Genomic DNA, 15,117 nt, shown 5'->3' on the forward strand with positions numbered 1-15,117 from the left:
CCAACCTGATCATCAGCATGCACGGACACATCGTTCCAGACGCCCCGAACTCACACCCGACCAGCTTGACCAAAGACATAGGGGCACCCCCCCCGGCTCGACCTTCCCGAACCCGAGACCGAACCCGAGGGTGAATCTGAGGACGAGGACGAGGCTGAACCTGAATCTGAACCTGAGGTCGAGGTCGAGGTCGAGGTTGAGGCCAGGGCTGGAACCGGGGCCGGGGCTGGAACCAGGGCCGGGAACCGACCCGGGCGCGGGGCCCGGCGCCGCCCCCGGCGCGATGCGCGACCGTCCGCGGGAGCCGCCCAGGACGGGCAGCCGCCGACCGCACCGCGTCAACTGCCCGCCGCTGTCGCCGGGTTCGCCGGGCGCTGGGCCGAGCTGCGGCTGCTGGACGGGCTGCCCGGTGACGCGTCCGCCGGGCCGGGCCCGGCCGTCTGCGTGATCGCCGGCACCGCGGGCGCGGGGAAGACCACCCTGGCACTGCACTGGGCGCACCGCGCGGCGCCGCACTTCCCGGACGGCCAGCTGTACGTGAACCTGCACGGTTTCGCCCCCGTCACCGAGCCGATGCCGCCCGGCGAGGCGATCCGCGGCTTCCTGGAGGCACTGTCGGTGGCGCCGGAGCGGATCCCGGACGCGCTGGAAGCGCGGGCGGCGCTGCTGCGCACCGAGACCGCCGGTCGCCGCCTGCTGTTCGTACTCGACAACGCTGCCGACGCCGCCCAGGTCCGCCCGCTGCTTCCGGGCAGCTCCGGCTGCGCCGTGGTCGTCACCAGCCGGCAGCCAACTGGCCGGTCTCGCCGTCACCGACGGCGCCCTGTTGCTCTCCCTCGCGGGCGAGCCCGCAGCGCCGCGGGCAGGCGCGGCGGGCAGGCCCCGGCACGCGAAGTCACGCCCGGTGGTGATCGGCCGAACCGGCCAGCGAGGCGGCCTCCCACGCGAACCCGTCCGGGTCGGTGACGGGGCCGGCGTCGCCGCCGATCAGGAGCCCGTGCGTTCCGGTGCCCTCGGGGGAGACGCCGAGGTCCTTGGCCAGGGCGCGGCGCCGGTACAGCGCCAGCTTCACGGGGCTCTCCCCGGTGACAGGGTTCTCCCCGGCCGCGAACTCGACGTACACACGGCTGAAGCTCTTCGCCACGGCGAGGCCCCGGCCGACGTAGAACCGCTTGCTCGCGATCACGTCCGCGACTCCCAGCAGGAGCACGATCTCGTCGATCTTCCGGGTGGCGGGGCCGGTGTCCTTCTTCGCCGAGGTCGCGATCTTCCAGATCGTCCCGTCCGGAGCCTGTACGACGCCGCCGTAGCCCCAGAGGGACTTCGCGGCAGGCTTCAGCGACGTGGCGCCCGCGTCGAGCGCGGAGTCGATGAAGCCGTTCACGTCGGCCGGCTGGGACACCGTGAGGGCGAGCGTGAATCCTCGGAAGCCGGTGGTGGGGGCTTCCGAGGCACGCAGGCGGATCCGGGTGTCCAGGCCGAAGGCGGTGGCGTGGAAGCGGTCGGCGGCCTCGGGGTCGGCCACCTCAAGGGTCACGGTTTCGATGGTTGCCATGTCCCTCACGCTAGTTACGGCCCGGTGACCGGTGCTTCTCGATTCCTGATCGGTTCGGGCCGGGCCGCCGCCGGACGGCTCAGCGCACTTCCTGGATGCGCACCAGGTTGCCCGCGGGGTCGCGGAAGGCGCAGTCCCGGATGCCGTACGGCTGCTCGGTCGGTTCCTGGACGACCTCGGCGTCGGCGGCCCGCAGCTGCTCGAAGGTGCCGTCGAGGTCGCGGGTGGCCAGCAGGATCCAGCCGTACGTGCCCTTGGCCATCATCTCGGCGATGGTGCGGCGCTCGTCCTCGGTGACCCCGGGGTCGGCGGCGGGCGGTGCCAGCAGGATGGACGTGCTGGGCTGGTCGACGGGACCGACCGTGATCCAGCGCATCTTGCCCTGCCCGACATCGGCGCGTACCTCGAAGCCGAGGGCGTCGCGGTAGAAGACCAGGGACTCTTCCGGGTCGTCGTGCGGAAGGAAGCTCGTGTGAATGGAGATGTCCATAACGATCATGCTAGGGGCTGTCCCGTGATCCCTGGTGGATCAGCGTGCGGCGTCGGACGCGGTGCATCGCAAGGCGGAGGGACGCCCGAATACTGGATGTATCCGGGCGTTCCGACAACGCGGCGAGGTGCCGTGACTGTCGTCGCACGCCCGCCAGGGATCACGGGAAAGTCCCTGGGCGCGGCTCCGTGAACCGCACCTCGCGATTCCCGCCCGGCGGCCGCGCCCCTCGCTCCTCGCTCCTCGCTCCTCGCCGGATCCTCAGCTCTTGGTCAGGGTGCGGTCGAGGAGGGGGAGCAGGCGGTCCCAGTGGCGTTGCAGGGCGGCGGGGTCGAAGGCCGCGGTGTCGGCCATGGTGAAGCCGTGGAGGGCGCCGGGGTAGACCTCGCAGGTGTGGCCGACGCCTGCGGCGTCCAGAGCCTGCTCGAACCCGCTGATGGCCTCGGGCGACAGGTCGCCCTCGGCGAGGCCGAGATGCACCTCGGCCCTGATTCCGGGGACGAGGCGATGCGGGCTGTCCGGCGCGTCGGTGACCAGGCCGCCGGGGTGGAATCCGGCGACGGCGGCCACCCGGTCGGGATGGGCCACCGCGGTGCGCATCGCCAGGGCGGCGCCCATGCAGTAACCGATCGCGGCGACCGGTCCGGCGGCGACCTCGGGCCGGTCGGCGAGGAACCCGAGGTAGGCGTCGGCGTCGCGCAGGGCCCGTTCGGCGGTGTGCTCCTCCAGCAGGGGCACCAGCCGGCCGAACAGCGCGGGCCGGGCCTCCGCTCCGATGTGCTCGGGAAGTTCGACCAACGGTGCCGGGCCGTTCCGGTAGAAGACGTTGGGGACGAGCACGTAGTAACCGTGGCCGGCCAGTTCGCGGGCCAGCTCCTCCAGTACCGGACGCACTCCGAAGATGTCCATGTACAGCAGCACTCCCGGGTGCTGCCCGCCGCCATCGGGGTAGGCGGCGAACGCGTCGGCCTGGCCGTCTTCGGTGGGAATCCGCAGTGTCATGGTGGGCATGGGAACGAACCGTAGCAGCGGTGATCGGTCCGAATGCGCCTACGCCCGGCCGTCTTTGACAGTGGCGGTGGCGGTGGCGCTCAGGGCGTACACGTTCTTGTCGTCGCTGCCCACGTACACGACCCCGCCGGCCACCCTCGGGGACGACTTGACCATGTCACCGGTCGCGTACGCCCATTTCTTCTTCCCGGTGGCCGCGTCCAGGGCGTACACGTTCCTGTCGTCGCTGCCCACGTACACGACCCCGCCGGCCACCGCCGGCACCGAGTTGACCGAGTCACCTGCGTCGAACTCCCATTTCCTTCTGCCGGTGGCCGCGTCCAGGGCGAATACCCTGCCCTGCCAGCTGTCGCCCGCGCTGTCGTGGTTGCCGACGTACACGGCTCCATCGATGACCGCCGGTGCCGAGCAGCCGCTGAACTGACTGGACTCGATGCCGTGGACCCATTTCTGCCGGCCGGTGGCGGCGTCCAGGGCGTACACGGAGTGGACGCTGCTGACGTACACGACTCCGTCCACCACCATCGGCGCCGAATAGGTGCCCTCGGATCCGGTGCCGAAGATCCATTTCTTGGCCCCGGTGGCCGCGTCCAGGGCGTACACGGAGTGGATGTTGCCGACGTACACGTCCCCGCCTGCCACCGCCGGGGACGAGAAGAGACTGCCGCCGAGGGTGTCGAAGCGCCACTTCTGGTCCCCGGTCGCCGTGTCCAGGGCGAGGACGCCGCTGTCGCTGCCGACGTACACGACCCGGCCTGCCACCGCCGGCGCCGAGCGGACCGCGTGACCGGCGGCATAGGCCCACTTCTTCGTGCCGGTGGCCGCGTCCAGCGCGTACACGGTGTTGTCGAGGCTGCCCGCGTAGACGACTCCGCCGGCCACCGTCGGCGCTGCCTCGACCTTGCGGCCGGTGGCGAAGGCCCACTTCTTCTTCCCGGTGGCGGCGTCCAGGGCGTACACGCTCCTGTCGTCGCTGCCCACGTACACGACCCCGCCGGCCACCGTCGGGGACGACGTGACCGCGTCCCCGGTGGTGTACCGCCACCGGAGCGAGGCGGCGTTGCCCGAGCCGGCGCCGGGGGTTTCGTGGTCGGAGGCGTTCTGGTCGAACAGGGAGAGGGCGGCGGTGATTCCGGCACCGGCGGCGGCGCCGAGACCGAGCCGCAGTGCCGTGCGGCGGCTGAGGGCCCTCGTCGGCGCCGGTGTGCCGGTGGACGGGCCCGTACCGGGCTCGGGGGGTGGGACGGCACCGGGTGCTGTGGCGGTGACCGTGGCCAAGGCCGTGGTGCCGGAGTTCGTGTCCGTGTCGGGCGGACGGGGCGCGGCCACGGGGACCGGGGGCGGCGGGTTCGGGGCGGGCGCCGGGTCGGGAGGCGGGGCCGAGGTCTCGGCGGGGCGTTCGCGGAGGCGTTCGTGGACCTCGGCCGCTGCCGCGGGGCGGTCGTCGGGGTTCTTGGCCAGCAGGGCCATGACGAGGTCGTCGAGTGCGGCGGGAACACCGGGCCGCTTCCGGCCGGGCGGCTCGGGGACGCTGTTGAGGTGAGCGGCCATCAGCGCGACCGGGTCGGTGGCCTGGAAAGGAGCCTTTCCGGTGAGCAGCTCGTGGAGCACGCAGCCCAGCGAGTACAGGTCCGAGCGGGCGTCCGCGGGGAAGTCCCCGAAACGCTCGGGGGGCATGTAGGCCAGCGTGCCGATGACCTTGCTCGACTTGTGCGTGGAGGCTATGTACCGGGCGATCCCGAAGTCGAGGACCTTGACCCGGCCGTCCCGGGTGAGCATGAGGTTCGCCGGTTTCAGGTCCCGGTGCACCACCCCGGCGGTATGCGCGGCCTGCAACGCCTCGGCGGTCTGGGCCACCCAGTCCACGGCGGTGGCCACCTCGGGCACACCGTCCTCGCGGAGCACCGTGTCCAGGTCCCGCCCGGCGAGGAACTCCATCACCAGATAGAGGGTGCCGTCGTCGTCCTGCCCCAGGTCGAAGATCGTCACCACTCCCGCGTGGCTCAGACCGCCCGCGGTCCGGGCCTCGCGGAAGAACAGCTCGGCACCGGAGGTGTCCCGCCGGTCGTGCGGCAGCAGCTTGACCGCGACACGGCGCGCGATCACACGGTCGTGCCCCTCCCAGACCTCCCCCATTCCGCCCCGGCCGATGAACGCGACCAACTCGTAGCGGCCACCCAGAACCCTCACAGACACCCCACCCCGCTCGGACACCCACCACGCCACCCGCGGTCGGGCCGGACCCGCCTTCGCGGGACCGTATCGAAGATCCCACGCCTGCCCCGGGCCCACCGGCCGCTGAGCGGAATCGGCTCGAACCCGAGATGCCCGGCACCGGGTGCGCGGGCCTGTTCCCCCTTCCGGGTCCCCCGCGCGCCCACGGCTCGGCCACACCGCGTCCGATATTCATCCGGCGTGCATAAGCGCAGGCCGGAGCAGTGCATGGGGTGCGCATGAGGGCATGCATGACCGCCCATCGGCGCATCGTCGCCGGGCGTTCCGTGCCGTCTCCCCGAGGGCCCATGGTTGGTCCACGGCGCCCCGGGCTCCCGGGGCCTGCCGCTCCACACCACCCGTCGAAGGAGCAGTCACCCATGTCCGCAACCTCTACCTCTACCTCTACCTCTACCTCCGCCTCTCCCCTGCGTGTCCGTGCCACCGCCATCGGTCTGAGTGCCATGGCTCTGATGACCCTTGCCGCCGTCACCGCCCCGAGCGGTCAGGCCGCCCCCGCGGCCGTCGGCCGGCCGGCCGCTGCCGCCGCCGTCACCACCCTGAAGTTCGTACGGAACTCCGCCGACCCGCAGAACTCCCAGCTCCTGGTGGTACGCAACAACAAGACGCAGGCCGTCTTCCGCGCCGGCTCCGGACTCGGCCGCAACCACGCCAAGGGGCGCGACGAGTGTGCCTCGGCCAAGGGATGGCTGCCCGCGGGCACCTACACCGTCGGCGCCCGTCAGACCCGCTACAACGGCAACCTCATCAAGGGCTATGCCATCCCCCTGAGCAACAAGACGTGCAAGAACGGCCGGACCACGCGCACGGAACTCTTCATCCACAGCGAGATGACCCGTACCGGAGGGCAGGGCAGCACCGAGAGCCGGCGCTGGGACGGCGTGGGCGACTACAAGTCCGCGGGCTGCATCAAGCTCGCCCCGGAGGACATCAAGAAGCTGTTCCGCAACCTCGACCGGGGCGCGGCACCCAGGCATCTCGTCGTCGTCTGACACCGGGGAGCGGGCGCGCTCCGGGCTGCGGCCCCGGGCGCGCCCACCGCTGTCAGCGCCCCGGCAACTTCTCCTGCAACCAGTCGAAGACGACATCGCAGTGCTGCTGCGGGGCCATCGGGGAGCAGTGCAGCTGCGCTCCGGTGGCCGCGGTGAATCTCACGTAGTCCTTGGGGGACGTCAGCCGTTCGAACATCCGGCGCGGCTGTCCGGGATAGAACTGCTCGTACTCGTAGTCGAGGACCAGGGTCGGCATCGTGATGCGGTCCACGACGCTCGTGAGCGTCAGTGACTCGATGCGTTTGGCCGGGGTGTAGAAGTCGGTGAAGACCTTGCCCTCGCGGGCGGCGAGCATCGCCGGTACGGAGAAGGGTTCGAAGCGTTTCTTCATCGTCGCCGCATCGGCCGCGGACAGCTCGGGGACGACCTCCTTGTTCCAGATGTCGTTGGTCTCCGCCTTGCCCGGGGCGAGGATCTTCCGGATCTCGGGCGGGAAGCCCAGCCAGGGTTCCAGGCAGCCGGGCATCGCCACCAGGGCGGCGATCCGCTTCTCGAAGGCCGCGGCCCGGGGAGCCAGGTTGCCCGCCATGCTCAGCCCGGTCAGGGCGATCCGGTCGGCGTCCACGTCGGAACGCGCGACCAGCCAGTCGACGAGCGGGGTGACCACCGTCTCCCAGCGCGGCGTGAAGACCACGCGGTTCACGAAGAGCAACTGCCCCTGACCCGGACCGTCGTACACGAGGGCGTTCCAGTCGCGCTCCAGCGCGGCCGAGACACCGTAGGCCCACATGTCGACGTTCTGCCCGTCGCTGCCGTTGGTGAGGATCACGGTGGGGCGCTGCTCGCCGGAGTCGTCGGGGCGGAAGAGCCACACCGGCAGCGGGGTCTGCCCGTACGGAACGCTCGACGTCACCGGCGCCGGGTCGGACAGCTCGCAGAACGTGTCCCAGGCGCCGCGCCCCGACTTGTACAGCTGCTCCTCGGTGGCGGGGGTGTCGGAGCCTAGTACGAAGAACAGCGCCTGGGCGTAGTACTGCGCGGCGCGCAGTGCGCGAAAGCGCCTGGTCTGCCGGTCGGGCCGGCTGCCCCGGGGCGCCCCCATCAGCCGGTCGCCGAGCTTCTTGAAAGTCTCGACGTACGTCTGCGCGGAGAGGCCGGCCTTGTTGATCGTGTTCACGGCGGTGAGCACCTCGCCCACCTCGCTGCCGCCGAACCCCGCCCCGCCGAGGGCCCACAGGGCGCTGAAGTTGAACGCCGGGTCCTGGAAGAGCGTCATCGCCCCGGGCGTGGTGCCGGCCGGTGAACGGGTGGCCGACGCCGTGGGCGCGGGCGAGGGCCCTTGCGCGGAGGGGGCTCTGTTCGCGGGAGTGCAGCCGGCGGCCAGCGCGGCCCCGCCCCAACCGACGAGCCCGGTGAGTCCGGTGAGCGCGGTGCGCCGGCTCGGCCGGGACGCCTCCTGCGATACGTACGTCATACCGGCGACCGTAGGAGCCGGGACGCCCGCGCCGCCCCGCACGACACAGGCCGTTCCCCCGAACAGCCCGGACACCCGTCCGCCGGGCGGGAGTCGGTCCGTGGTCCGCGTCATCCTCGTGGTCCGCGTCATCCTCGTGGTCCGCGTCATCCACGTGGTCCGCGTCATCCACGTGGTCGGCGCGTACGTCCGGCCCGGCACGCTTCCCGCCCCGAAGATGGATCCGCAGGTGTATCCGCGGATGGATGCGAAGGCGGGTCGGAAGACGGATTCGGCGAGGGACGATGATCGTATCGATGGTGTCGATGCCGGACGGCACCGTCTCCCACACCCATGTGTCCCAGGCACGTGAGCGACTGGCGACATCCCGCTTCGTGCTCGTGGACATCGAACTGCCCGAGGAGGAACCGCCCGATGAACAGCCGGTCGCCCAACTGCTCGGGCTGGAGACCGAGGACGTGGCGTGGCTCGGCAGGGCGGGCGAATCCGCGCGGGTCGAGTTCCTCGGGGACAGCGCCGCGTTCGTCGTGCCCATGGTCCAGGCGGACCGGATCACGCATGTCCACGCCTTCGTGACCGAGCGGTACCTGATCACGGTGCACCGAGGTCCGGCCGAACCGATCAGGAGCCTCACCGCCAGGCTGCCGCACGAAAGGCCGCCCGACAGCGTGGCCGTGCTGTTCCTGCTGCTGGAAGAGGCCCTGGACACCTTCCGCAGGTCCGCCGTGCGGGCCCTGCTGGAGGTGGAGGACCTGGAGGACGAGATGTTCCAGCGCCGGGTCCCCCAGCACGTCTACCGGCTGGCACGGCTGCGCCGGCGCGGGGCGCTCCTGCACCACGCGCTGCTGCCCTACCTCCAGGTGACGGACGAGATCTTCACACGCCGGATGATGAACCCGGGGTTCCCCGAGCAACGCCAGAAGCTCGCGCGCGACTACCAGCACACGGCGAGGCTGGTACTCACGGACATCGAGTCGCTGCAGAACTCCGCCCGCCGCGCCTTCGCCAGTTACTCCTCGCTGGTGTCGGGCGAACAGAACAGCGTGATCAACCGGCTGGCGATCGTGTCGACGATCTTTCTGCCGCTGACCTTCCTGACCGGGTTCTTCGGCATGAACTTCAGCTACTTGACCAATGAGCTGGAGAGCAGGGACGTCTTCTGGCTGCTCGCCGTGGGGCTGCAGGCGGTGTTCCTGCTCATCGCCCTCTACGCGCTGCACCGCACCCGCATCTGGCGGAAGCTGCGCGACGACGAGGGCGTCGACGGCCGATAGCGCGATGCGCGCCCGCAGCCACCGGGCAGGGGCTCATCGCCGTGCGGGCCGGGGCGGTGCGACCGAGGCGAGGAAGCCGTCGAGCATGGCGATCTGTACGTCCTCGGGGAAGCGGCCGGGGTCGAAGAGGGCCTGGACGACGAGCCCGTGGGTGAACGCGACCGCCGTGGCGGCGAGTTGCTCCGGGTCGGCGGCTGCGGGGACCTCGCCCAGGCCCCGCGCGGCCTCGAAGTGCGGGCGGAGCGTCGAGCGCAGCCGGGTGTAGCGGCCGGCCTGGTCCGTGGCCAGCCCGTCGTCGGCGAGGGCCAGGTCCCAGGAGCTGACCCAGATGCGGTTGCGGGCGGTGTCGTCCGCGGTCAGCGGCAGGATGTCCAGCAGCATGGCCCGGACGGTGGCCAGGCCCTCGGCCGGACGCTCGCGGCGCGGTCGTTCCGCGGTGCGCTTCTCCAGCAGGTCCAGGGCATGCGCGATCAGGGCCCGCTTGGTCGGGAAGTAGTGCATGAGCATCCCGGTCGAGACGCCCATCGCGGCTGCGACGGCACGCAGCGTCAGCCCGCCGAACCCCTTGTCGGCGAGTACGTCCCACACCGCCCGGGACACGTCGTCGCGGCGGGCTTCACGGTCTCCGGGTGCGGGCGGCATGCTGCTACCTTACGTACCGAACGCTTGTTACGTACCCAGGGACGAGGTATCCGTGCTCACTCTGCCGCTCGGCGACACCGCTCGACTCCGCCCTCTGGAGCCCTGGCACGCGCCGGAGTTCCTCGCCCATATCGACCGCGCACGCCCCCATGTGGACCCCTGGATACCCTGGGCGACCTTCAGCACGGACCTCGCCTCCGCCACCGCCGTCCTCCAGCGTTACGCCGACAAGCAGGCCCAGGACGCCGCCCGGATCTACGGGATCTGGCTGGACGGCACGCTGGTCGGCGGCGTCATGTTCACGCGCTTCGACAGTGCCTCCGGGGTGTGCGAGGTCGGCTGCTGGCTGGAGGCCGCCGGGGAGGGCCGGGGGCTGGTGACCCGGGCGTGCAAGGTGTTGATCGACTGGGCTTTCGCGGAGCGCGGGATGAGCCGGGTCGAATGGTGGGTCCGGTCGGGCAACACCCGGAGCGTCGAGGTCGCGCGCCGCCTCGGGATGACCCGTGACGGGGTGCTGCGCAAGCACACCGAGTACCGGGGCGAGCGGCACGACATCGAGGTCTGGTCGGTCCTCTGCGAGGAGTGGCCCTCGGGGGAGGCCGAGGCCGAACCCACCGCCACGGCCGAACCCTGCGTCGACGCCGCGTCCGGCGTCAAGGCCGAACTCGACCGGCTGATGCACGCCTTGCTCGGCGCGTTCACCAACACCGGCGGCAGCCGGCCGAACCTCGACGCCGTCCGTGAGGTGTTCATCCCGCAGGCGACGATCATCGCGAACACCGGTGGCACCGCGGACGGCGGGGCCGAGCCGGTGGTCCACGACCTCGACTCCTTCATCGCCCCCCGGGAGAAAATGCTCACCGACGGGACGCTGACCGAGTTCTCCGAATGGGAGGTCGCCGAGCGGACCGAGGTCTTCGGGTCCATCGCGCACCGGTTCAGCGAATACCGGAAGTCCGGAATCCGCGACGGCGAGCGGTTCGAGGGGGCCGGCCGCAAGACGGTCCAGTTCGTACGGACGCCTGCCGGCTGGCGGATGAGCTCGATGGCCTGGGAAGACGTGTAGGCGCTCGACTGTCCGGATCAGATCACACGGCGGGGAGCGCGTAGATCCGCTTCCCGTGCATCACGGCCAGCCGCTTGCCTCCCGCCACCACGTACCACTGCTGGATGTCGCCGGTCCTGTCGTTGTAGGTCCAGCGCAGCTTCCCGGTCGCCACGTCGAAGGCGTGCACGCCGCCGTCCTTGTCGAACTCGGTCGCGCCGTACAGGGTGCCTTTCACCTTGGCGAACTGCCATGCCTGCGTCGCCGACTCCCGCAGGTCCTCGTTGTGCCAGATCTTCCTGCCCGTACCGGGGTCCACCGCCCACAGGCCGCGCGCGCTGTCGGCCGCGTAGAGCACCCCTTCCAGGACGTGCGGGTCGTTGAACGAGCTGAACTCCTCCGTCCGCAGCGACCAGCGTTCCTTCCCCCCGGCCAGCTCGAAGGCCCGCAGCCGCCGGCCGTCCGCCACGATCACCAGCTCCTTGTGCATGGCGAAGCGGCGGTTGTTGGACCGGCTGATCTTCTTCGTCCACACCTGCCGGCCGGTCGCCGTGTCGCGGACGGTGACGTTCTCCCGGTAGTCCGTGTAGACCAGGCGCCCGTCGACGGCGGCTGCGGTGATGCCGAACTCCTCGGTCCCCGCGTCGCGCTGCTCGCGCCAGGCGATCTTGCCGGACGTGGTGTCGATCGCGGCGATCACGTTGTTCGGCGTCGTGAAGTCCTTCTCCAGGATGCCGGCGATCACGTACACATGGCGGTCGTCGGCCGCGATCGGGCGCGGCTGCTCGTACTGCTTGCCCAGGCGGCTGCGCCAGGTCTCCTTGCCGGTCGCCGGATCCAGTCCCACCACGTCGCCGTCGTACTCGGCGCTGGCGAGGTAGAGCGTGCCGCCGCCGAGGATGAGCTTGGCACCGGGGGTGGTGACGCCGCGGCGCGACCACTTCTCCTTGCCGGTGGCCATGTCCCGTCCCACCAGCGGGTCGCCCGCCACCAGGGCCACGTCCCCGATCACCGCGAGCGCCTCGTCGCCGGACAGGCTGGTGTTCGCGGCAGCCGCCCGCCACAGCGGCTCGGGCGCGGTTCCCGGCGGCGGGGTGGTGAAGGTGTCACCGCTCCTGCCCCCGCCCGGCTTCGAGCCCCCGCCCGAGACATCCGCTTCCTCCTCGGGACCGCACCCCACGACACCGGCCCCGAACACGGCCAGCCCCAGCCCGGTCCCGGCCAGCCTGAGTATCCGCCTGCGTGACACCACGTGCCCGTCACGACCGCCCATGTCTTTTCCCACTTCCGTCCGGCTGTTCCGGCGTCCCCCAGGGACCCCTTGAGCGCCGCCAGGCTAGCCATCGATTTTCGGCCGACCGACGGATGGCACACAGCCGGGACACAGCCGTGAAGGTCTCGTCACAGGGCAACCGACGCACCGGGCGCCCCGGGTGCTGAGTCATACTGATGCGCTGAGCACAGGGGAGGGCTTACAGCGCATGGGGCACGGGGTGGACGGTGCGGGCCTGCCGGATCGTATCGGCGGGTATGCCGTGGAGCGGGAGCTGGGGGCCGGCGGGATGGGCACCGTGTATCTGGCGCGTTCGCGCGGCGGGCGTGCGGTGGCCGTGAAGGTGGCGCGCCCGGAGCTCGCGGCCGATCCGCACTTCCGGGAGCGGTTCCGGGCCGAGGTCGCAGCCGCGCGCAGCGTGGGCGGCTTCCACACCGCCCCGGTGGTGGACGCGGACCCGGCGGCGGTGACGCCCTGGCTGGCCACGGCGTACGTTCCCGGGCCCACGCTCGCCGCGCTGCTCGAAGCCGAGGGGCCGATGGACGAGGCGCGGCTGCGGCAGCTGGGCGCGGCGCTCGCCGAGGCGCTGGTGGCGATCCACGGCTGCGGCCTGGTGCACCGTGATCTGAAACCCGGCAACATCATCATGGCCGCGGACGGCCCGCGGGTCCTGGACTTCGGCATCGCGCGGGCACTGGAGTCGACCCGTCTGACGGCCACCGGTGTGGCGTTCGGGACGCCGGGGTTCCTGGCGCCCGAGCAGGCGCAAGGTCTGGAGGTCGGCGGCGCCGCGGATGTGTTCGCGCTGGGGGCGGTGCTCGTCGCGGCAGCGGGCGGCAGCGCGTTCGGTGCGGGTACGCCGATGGGCCTGATGTACCGGTCGGTGCACGAGGCACCGGACCTGGCCGCGGTGCCGGACGGCCTGCGGCCGGTCCTGGCGGCGTGCCTTGCCAAGGAACCGGGCCAACGGCCCACGCCGGAAGGCCTGTTGGACCTGCTGGTGCCGGACGGTACGACGCACTCCCCCACCGTGGCGATTCCCGCGCCGCCCGCCTACGCACCGTCCAACGCCGTCCCCCTGCACCAGGCGCCCACCGAGGCCGCCCCCGTGGGCTACGCGCCGGACGACAGCGACATCACCTTCGTTGCGCTTGCCCAGGAGAGTTCCCTCCTGGTCGACGCCGGGGGTGTCGTGCTCGGCTCGAAGGCCGGGGACCAGGCGTTCACCTGGGAGGAGATCAGCACCGTCGAGTACGCGGCCGAGGGTCCCAAACACCTCAAGGTCACCGTCCGCCTCCACAACGGCACCATCCACCAGGTCCTGCTCGCCGCTCGCAGACGGGCCCGCCTCCAGGAGTGGCTGGCGGATCTGCCGCTGATCCTGGAGTGCTTCGCCTGACGCACACGCCGCCCCGGCCGGCCGGCCTCCCGGTGTCGGGCGCCCCGAAGCGCGCCAGGCAGTGCCACACCTTCTTGAGCGCCTGGGGGTCGTGGCGGCCGTCGCGTGCCGCGTCCCCGACGATGCGGGGATCGAGTACGCCGCCGACGGCGATCCGCGTGCCCAGTTCGACGTACTCCTGACCCCGGTAGCCGGGGTGCAGGCGAAGCGTCTCGACCCCGAGGCGGAAACCCGGGTGCCACTCGACGGGGCAGCCGAGCCGCCCTGCCCCGGCCTCGACAGCCGTGTCCCGGTAGCACGGGTCCAGAACCAGCGCCTCCACGTGACGGTCCAGCAGGACCGGTCCGTGCACCTGGGCTTCGACGTAGTCGTCGAGCTCGTCCCGGCTGTCGGCCAGGGCGAGGGCCATGAGCCCCATGCGGGCCGCGACACCGAAGTCCGAGGGTTCGAGGAAGCTGTCCGGGTAGCAGAACGTGGTGCGTGCCAGTGTCCGTGCGGTCAGCCGGAAGTGGGCGGAGCCGAACCGCGGTGCGCCTCCGACCGGCTTGCGCCGGAAGTTCAGCGCCCCGTAGACGGGTCGCTCATGGGCGGACGCCGCATCGTACGCCCCACCGAAGATCCGGCTCTCCCAGCGCCACCGGTCCCCGCCGGGATGCGCGGTCAGTCCGCCGTTGCTGGTTCCGGTGACGAACTGGGAGCGGTAGACACCGTCTTCGGCCAGGGCTTCGAGGATCGGCTTGCCGTGCAGCAGGCGGTCCGGGTGGAAGTTGAGGGTCACCCGCAGCGCCGGGTCCAGTGGAGGACCCGACGCGAGTTCCGCGACATGGCGGATGGCCGTGGCCTGTGGTGTCCGGGACGCGTCGGGGATCATCCGTGCAGTGTCCACCGGGCCGGCCGGCCGTCACATCCGGATTCTCGCCGGCCACGGTCCGTCGCGGACGGCACAGGGTTCAGGTCAGGGACTTCCCGGTCTCGACGACGACCCCGTAGAGGTCGGAGATCGTGGCGAGCGCGCTGCGGTGGATCTGGTCGGCGGTCAGCTCGGTGCCCACCGAACGCAGCGGGCGCGTCGCGCAGGCGTCGGCGACCACCGTGGGCCGGTTTCCCCGCAGGAACGCGCCCTCGGTGGTGAACGTCACGCACATGTGCGTCATGAAGCCCGCGACGATGACGTCCTTGTGGCCGGCGGCGTCGACGTGCTCGGCGAGGTCGGTGTCGACAAAGGCGTTCGGGGCCTTCTTCACGACGACGGGCTCGCCCTCGACGGGCGCCACGCTCGGGTGGATCCGGCCGATCTCCGCACGGATGTCGTACGGGGTGCCCTCGCCGCCGTCGTTGATGACGTGGATGACCTTCGTGCCCGCCTCACGGGCCCTGCCCAGCAGCTCGGCGGCCGAGTCGAGCGCGGCCTGCCAGCCCTCCAGCTCCATCACGCCACCGACGTAGGTGTTCTGGTAGTCGACCAGGATCAGGGTCGAATCCGCGAGCGACGCGGGCGTCTCGTCGAAGCCGTTGAGTTCGCGCAGAGTCGTCGTAGCCATGGAATTACCGCCTCGGGTCTTGTGCCGCATCGCGTGCCGCGCATCGGGCCAGGTTCTGTCGCCCACCGACGCGGTGAGCCGACTCCAGAACGCTACGGCCGACCCGAGCATGTCGGCAATGCCATCTAACATGCAGATACCGACATCGCCGCGTCCGGCGTCCGGCCGGGCCGAGCCCGTCGGACG

14 protein-coding genes are annotated in these 15,117 nt (G+C 71.3%); 4 read left to right on the forward strand and 10 right to left on the reverse strand.

Annotated features, from left to right (window positions below; all coding sequences use genetic code 11):
• Positions 1–338 precede the first annotated feature (338 nt).
• The 5 genes from ACFYY1_RS37815 to ACFYY1_RS37835 form a co-directional block, all read right to left on the reverse strand.
• Positions 339–779 (reverse strand): hypothetical protein, encoded by a 441-nt coding sequence (locus tag ACFYY1_RS37815; RefSeq protein WP_388593884.1) that lies wholly within the window; start codon positions 777–779, stop codon positions 339–341.
• Positions 780–895: 116 nt separating this feature from the next.
• Positions 896–1,555 carry a glyoxalase gene (locus ACFYY1_RS37820; RefSeq protein ID WP_388593886.1) on the reverse strand — a complete coding sequence of 220 codons (660 nt, stop codon included), beginning with the start codon at positions 1,553–1,555 and terminating at the stop codon, positions 896–898.
• Between the two features lie 79 nt (positions 1,556–1,634).
• Positions 1,635–2,045: a VOC family protein gene (locus tag ACFYY1_RS37825; protein WP_388593889.1), complete on the reverse strand. Its 411-nt coding sequence runs from the start codon at positions 2,043–2,045 to the stop codon at positions 1,635–1,637.
• A gap of 261 nt (positions 2,046–2,306) precedes the next feature.
• The gene (locus ACFYY1_RS37830; protein ID WP_388593891.1) at positions 2,307–3,056 is read right to left on the reverse strand and encodes a dienelactone hydrolase family protein; all 750 of its coding nucleotides are present in this window, start codon (positions 3,054–3,056) and stop codon (positions 2,307–2,309) included.
• 39 nt (positions 3,057–3,095) lie between these two features.
• Complete coding sequence (locus tag ACFYY1_RS37835; protein WP_388593893.1) at positions 3,096–5,246, reverse strand: PQQ-binding-like beta-propeller repeat protein; 2,151 nt, start codon at positions 5,244–5,246, stop codon at positions 3,096–3,098.
• A gap of 497 nt (positions 5,247–5,743) precedes the next feature.
• On the opposite strand from ACFYY1_RS37835, the gene ACFYY1_RS37840 reads away from it, so the two are divergent.
• Positions 5,744–6,283 carry a L,D-transpeptidase family protein gene (locus ACFYY1_RS37840; protein ID WP_388593894.1) on the forward strand — a complete coding sequence of 180 codons (540 nt, stop codon included), beginning with the start codon at positions 5,744–5,746 and terminating at the stop codon, positions 6,281–6,283.
• 52 nt (positions 6,284–6,335) lie between these two features.
• Here ACFYY1_RS37840 and ACFYY1_RS37845 read toward each other — a convergent pair whose 3' ends face one another.
• The gene (locus ACFYY1_RS37845) at positions 6,336–7,757 is read right to left on the reverse strand and encodes an alpha/beta hydrolase family protein (RefSeq protein ID WP_388593897.1); all 1,422 of its coding nucleotides are present in this window, start codon (positions 7,755–7,757) and stop codon (positions 6,336–6,338) included.
• A 284-nt stretch (positions 7,758–8,041) separates the two neighbouring features.
• On the opposite strand from ACFYY1_RS37845, the gene ACFYY1_RS37850 reads away from it, so the two are divergent.
• Positions 8,042–9,031 carry a CorA family divalent cation transporter gene (locus ACFYY1_RS37850; protein ID WP_388593899.1) on the forward strand — a complete coding sequence of 330 codons (990 nt, stop codon included), beginning with the start codon at positions 8,042–8,044 and terminating at the stop codon, positions 9,029–9,031.
• 33 nt (positions 9,032–9,064) lie between these two features.
• Here the strand turns inward: ACFYY1_RS37850 and ACFYY1_RS37855 are convergent, their stop codons facing one another.
• The gene (locus tag ACFYY1_RS37855; RefSeq protein ID WP_388593901.1) at positions 9,065–9,673 is read right to left on the reverse strand and encodes a TetR/AcrR family transcriptional regulator; all 609 of its coding nucleotides are present in this window, start codon (positions 9,671–9,673) and stop codon (positions 9,065–9,067) included.
• 52 nt (positions 9,674–9,725) lie between these two features.
• Here ACFYY1_RS37855 and ACFYY1_RS37860 point away from each other — a divergent pair, with 52 nt between their 5' ends.
• Positions 9,726–10,739 carry a GNAT family N-acetyltransferase gene (locus ACFYY1_RS37860; protein ID WP_388593904.1) on the forward strand — a complete coding sequence of 338 codons (1,014 nt, stop codon included), beginning with the start codon at positions 9,726–9,728 and terminating at the stop codon, positions 10,737–10,739.
• A 22-nt stretch (positions 10,740–10,761) separates the two neighbouring features.
• Here ACFYY1_RS37860 and ACFYY1_RS37865 read toward each other — a convergent pair whose 3' ends face one another.
• Positions 10,762–11,991 (reverse strand): PQQ-binding-like beta-propeller repeat protein, encoded by a 1,230-nt coding sequence (locus ACFYY1_RS37865; RefSeq protein ID WP_388593907.1) that lies wholly within the window; start codon positions 11,989–11,991, stop codon positions 10,762–10,764.
• 208 nt (positions 11,992–12,199) lie between these two features.
• Here ACFYY1_RS37865 and ACFYY1_RS37870 point away from each other — a divergent pair, with 208 nt between their 5' ends.
• Complete coding sequence (locus ACFYY1_RS37870) at positions 12,200–13,390, forward strand: serine/threonine-protein kinase (RefSeq protein ID WP_388593910.1); 1,191 nt, start codon at positions 12,200–12,202, stop codon at positions 13,388–13,390.
• On the opposite strand, the gene ACFYY1_RS37875 is transcribed toward ACFYY1_RS37870, so the two are convergent.
• Both ACFYY1_RS37875 and ACFYY1_RS37880 read right to left on the reverse strand, forming a co-directional pair.
• A complete protein-coding gene (locus ACFYY1_RS37875; protein WP_388593911.1) occupies positions 13,275–14,261 on the reverse strand; it encodes a DUF3626 domain-containing protein in 987 nt (328 codons plus the stop codon). The two genes, ACFYY1_RS37870 and ACFYY1_RS37875, sit on opposite strands and share 116 nt — an antisense overlap.
• A 79-nt stretch (positions 14,262–14,340) precedes the next feature.
• A complete protein-coding gene (locus ACFYY1_RS37880) occupies positions 14,341–14,931 on the reverse strand; it encodes a cysteine hydrolase family protein (RefSeq protein ID WP_388593914.1) in 591 nt (196 codons plus the stop codon).
• Between the last annotated feature and the right edge of the window lie 186 nt (positions 14,932–15,117).

The organism is Streptomyces sp. NPDC001890 (genome assembly GCF_042891445.1).
Classification (GTDB): Bacteria; Actinomycetota; Actinomycetes; order Streptomycetales; family Streptomycetaceae; genus Streptomyces.